This is a genomic window from Candidatus Thioglobus sp. (assembly GCF_028599055.1).
In the GTDB taxonomy this organism is placed as follows: Bacteria; Pseudomonadota; Gammaproteobacteria; order PS1; family Pseudothioglobaceae; genus Thioglobus_A.
The window spans coordinates 1-4,170 of sequence record NZ_JAQRMS010000103.1 but is presented as its reverse complement, the minus strand read 5'-3'; the positions used below and the strand labels follow the sequence as shown (position 1 = coordinate 4,170).

Below are 4,170 nucleotides of genomic sequence, written 5' to 3'. Positions count from 1 at the left end.
AGCAAGCTGAAGAAGCTAAAAAAGTCAAAGAAGTTGAACCATCGCCTTGGTATAAATTTTGGTAAGCAGCCACATGCCGTGTCATCACTAAACATTCATAATCTAAGTTGTCAAAGAGGCTATAACCAACTCTTTGATAATTTGTCTTTTCAGGCTCATGCTGGTGATATTCTGCGCATTACTGGCACGAATGGCAGTGGCAAAACATCGTTGTTAAGAATTCTAGCGGGTGTTAGCGCTGCCGAGCAAGGTGAGGTAGTCTGGGATCAGCATCCAGTTAAATCTGAGCGTTATCAACAAGAGGTTTTTTACCTAGGCCATCAAGCAGCGTTGAGTGGCGAGTTAAGTAGTCTTGAAAATCTTGAATATTTAAGTGCGCTAAATAAAACCACTGAGCAACATCAGCTGATTCAGGCGCTTAATGATATTGGCCTTAAGGGTTATGAAGATGAATATTGCGCCAATCTATCAGCTGGACAAAAGCGTCGCGTTATTTTGGCAGGCTTGTTTGTGTCTAAAGCTAAAATTTGGCTGCTGGATGAGCCCTTTACCGCACTTGATCCGCTCGGTGTTGAGATTGTTGAAAGTAGAATTACTCAGCACTGCGCTAATGGCGGGTTGTGTTTATTCACCACACATCAAGATTCAGCACTGGCTAATCAAAAAATTCTAGCCTTATGAATATCTACCTAAGAACCTTAAGTCGAGATCTACGTGTTGCGCTGAGAAACCCTTCTAGTGTGCTTAATCCGCTTTTGTTTTTTATTATTTCTGTTTCGCTATTTCCACTAGCCATTAGCCCTGAAGCGGCTACACTCTCACAAATTGCTGCAGGTATTATTTGGGTGGCAAGTATGTTGGCAGTGTTGTTATCTCTGAATGCTTTATTCCATCATGATTATGAAAACGGCGTCTTAGAGCAAATGGTTAGCTCTCATCATTCGTTACCTTTGTTGATCTTGGCAAAAATTACCGCACACTGGATTCTAACCGGCATTCCTATTATTTTGCTCTCACCTTTATTGGGTATTTTTCTATTTCTTGATGAAGCGGGCATTCGGGTACTAATGATCACCCTACTGTTAGCCACGCCAAGTTTGAGTTTAATAGGCAGCATTGGTGCCTCACTCATTGTTGGCATTAAAAATTCCGGCATGCTACTATCACTGTTAATTTTGCCACTCTATATTCCTATTTTAATTTTTGCCTCAAGCGCAGTATCCCAAGCGCAATTTGGCTTAGCCATTGACGGGCAGCTGTATTTTTTAGCCATGTTTTTAATCTTGAGTTTAATGAGTGCACCATTCGTCAGTAGCATTGCCTTGAAAATTAGTTTGGAATAAACTAATTTATTTGTTATAATTTCACCCACACGCTGATTTGTCCCGATTGCTAGCGTTACTACCCTGAGTAGTTAAAACAAGCTAAAGTAGGCGTTCTTCTTAGATGAAAACCCCTCTTTATAGGGGTTTTTTAACGTTCATACGGAGAACAAAAAAAAATGATATTTACTTCTGAATCGGTGTCAGCAGGACACCCTGATAAGGTCTGTGACCAAATTTCTGACGCCATCTTAGACGCTGCATTAGCGCAAGATAAAAACTCGCGCGTTGCTTGCGAAACCCTAATCAAAGATAACAATGTAGTTTTGGCTGGCGAAATTACCACAGGCGCTAGCATTAATTACGAAAAAATCGTTCGTGACACCATTAACGAAATCGGCTACAACGATGACGAGCTTGGCTTTAATGGCAGTACTTGTAATATTGCTAATTTATTAGGCGAACAATCTCAAGACATTGCCCAAGGTGTGGATGAATTTGAAAACCATGAACAAGGTGCTGGCGACCAAGGCTTAATGTTTGGTTATGCTTGTAACGCAACTGATGTTTACATGCCAGCACCCATTCTATATGCCCATCGTTTAGTTGCTAAACAAGCAGAACTGATGAAAAATGGCACGTTGCCATGGCTACGTCCTGATGCTAAATCTCAGGTGTCGTGCATCTATGATGGTCATAAAATTGTTGGCATTGATGCAGTGGTACTCTCTACTCAGCATGACGAAAGCATCGAGCTGAAAGACTTGCAAGAAGCTATTATGGAAGAGGTAATTAAACCTGTGTTGCCAAGCGAATGGCTCTCTACTACAACCAAATACCACATCAACCCAACGGGTAAGTTTGTAATCGGTGGGCCAGTGGGTGACGCCGGATTAACGGGTCGTAAAATTATTGTAGACACCTACGGCGGCATGGCGCGTCATGGTGGCGGCGCATTCTCAGGCAAGGACCCTTCAAAAGTTGATCGTTCAGCTGCTTACGCAACTCGCTACGTAGCCAAAAATATCGTTGCAGCTGGCTTAGCTGCTCGTTGTGAAATTCAAGTGTCTTATGCGATTGGTGTGGCTGAGCCAACATCAATTAGTGTTGAGACCTTTGGCACTGGCCAAGTGTCTAATGAAGCAATCGAAGCATTAGTGCGCGAACATTTTGACTTACGCCCGAAAGGCTTAATTGCCATGCTAGACTTAAAGCGTCCAATTTATCAAAAAACGGCGAGTTATGGTCACTTTGGTCGCACTGAAGATGACATCACCTGGGAAAAAACCGACCGCGTGCACTTACTAAAATAATTCTTTGTTGGTATAATAACTAACTCGCTGAGGAGCGTTGCATTGGGTAATATTCCCATCAGGCTCAGCAATCAAAACGACGCTCATTTTTATTGTTTTTTATAGGAGATAAAAATGAGTAACAAAACACTAGACAATAACGACTATAAAGTTGCCGATATGGCATTGGCTGATTACGGCCGTAAAGAAGTAGAATTAGCTGAAGCTGAAATGCCGGCACTAATGACACTGCGTACCAAATACCGAGACACCCAACCATTAGCTGGCGCTAAAATTCTTGGCTGTATTCACATGACCATTCAAACAGCCGTACTTATGGAAACCTTGGTTGATTTAGGTGCGCAAGTTCGTTGGTCAAGTTGTAATATTTTCTCAACACAAGATCACGCCGCGGCTGCAATGGTTGCTGCTGACATTCCAACCTTCGCCTGGAAAGGTGAAACCGAAGAAGAGTTTTTATGGTGTATTGAGCAAACCATTTTAGAGGGTGGCAAACCTTGGGATGCCAACATGGTTCTGGATGATGGTGGTGACTTAACTGAGATGCTACATGAAAAATACCCAGAAATGCTTAACGACATTCACGGCATTAGTGAAGAAACCACCACTGGTGTTCACCGCCTACTTGAGATGATGGAAGCCGGCACACTAAAAGTGCCTGCGATCAATGTTAATGATTCGGTAACCAAATCAAAAAATGATAATAAATACGGTTGTCGTCATTCACTTAACGATGCAATTAAGCGTGGTACTGATATGCTTATGTCAGGTAAAAAAGCGCTTGTCATTGGCTATGGTGATGTTGGTAAAGGCTCAGCTCAATCGCTACGTCAAGAAGGCATGATTGTTAAAGTATCTGAAATTGATCCAATCTGTGCCATGCAAGCTTGCATGGATGGCTTTGAGATTGTTTCTCCATACAATGATGGTATTAATACGGGCACAGTCGAAGGCATTAATAAAGACTTACTTGCAACAACCGATTTAATCGTTACCACAACCGGTAACTACAACGTTTGTGATTCTGCTATGTTGCAGTGTGCAAAATCAGGCTCAGTAGTTTGTAACATTGGCCATTTTGACAACGAAATTGACACGCAATACATGCGTGATAACTGGCGTTGGGATGAGGTTAAGCCTCAAGTACACCGTGTATTTAGATCTGACGATAAAAATGATTATCTAATCTTATTATCTGAAGGTCGCTTGGTAAATCTTGGTAACGCAACAGGCCACCCAAGTCGTATTATGGATGGTTCTTTTGCCAACCAAGTATTAGCGCAGATGCACTTATTTGATGAAAAATTTGCAGATAATGGTGGTGACATTTACGTTGAAGTACTTCCTAAGAAATTAGACGAAGAAGTAGCAGCTGGTATGGTTGGCGGTTTTGGCGGTGTGTTAACCACCTTGACTGACACACAAGCTGATTACATTAATGTTTCTAAAGAAGGTCCATTTAAGCCGGAATCTTATAAATACTAACTACCAGCTTTAGTAAAATACAAAACACCTCTTTTAGAGGTGTTTTTTTT

The 4,170-nt window shown here is 41.7% G+C and carries 4 protein-coding genes and 1 riboswitch; all 4 genes read left to right on the top strand.

Annotated elements, in window-relative coordinates; translation table 11 throughout:
* Positions 1-681 (top strand): cytochrome c biogenesis heme-transporting ATPase CcmA (ccmA, locus tag PSN35_RS06330; RefSeq protein WP_367183401.1); only part of this gene is annotated, 681 nt, incomplete at its 5' end.
* Complete coding sequence (ccmB, locus tag PSN35_RS06325) at positions 678-1,343, top strand: heme exporter protein CcmB (RefSeq protein ID WP_300031006.1); 666 nt, start codon at positions 678-680, stop codon at positions 1,341-1,343. The genes ccmA and ccmB, both read left to right, overlap by 4 nt.
* Positions 1,344-1,501: 158 nt before the next feature.
* Positions 1,502-2,635, top strand: a complete 1,134-nt coding sequence (gene metK, locus PSN35_RS06320; protein ID WP_300031003.1) for a methionine adenosyltransferase — start codon at positions 1,502-1,504, stop codon at positions 2,633-2,635.
* Between the two features lie 23 nt (positions 2,636-2,658).
* Positions 2,659-2,727, top strand: a riboswitch (S-adenosyl-L-homocysteine riboswitch).
* 22 nt (positions 2,728-2,749) lie between these two features.
* Positions 2,750-4,120, top strand: a complete 1,371-nt coding sequence (gene ahcY / locus PSN35_RS06315) for an adenosylhomocysteinase (protein ID WP_300031000.1) — start codon at positions 2,750-2,752, stop codon at positions 4,118-4,120.
* The last annotated feature ends 50 nt before the right edge of the window (positions 4,121-4,170 follow it).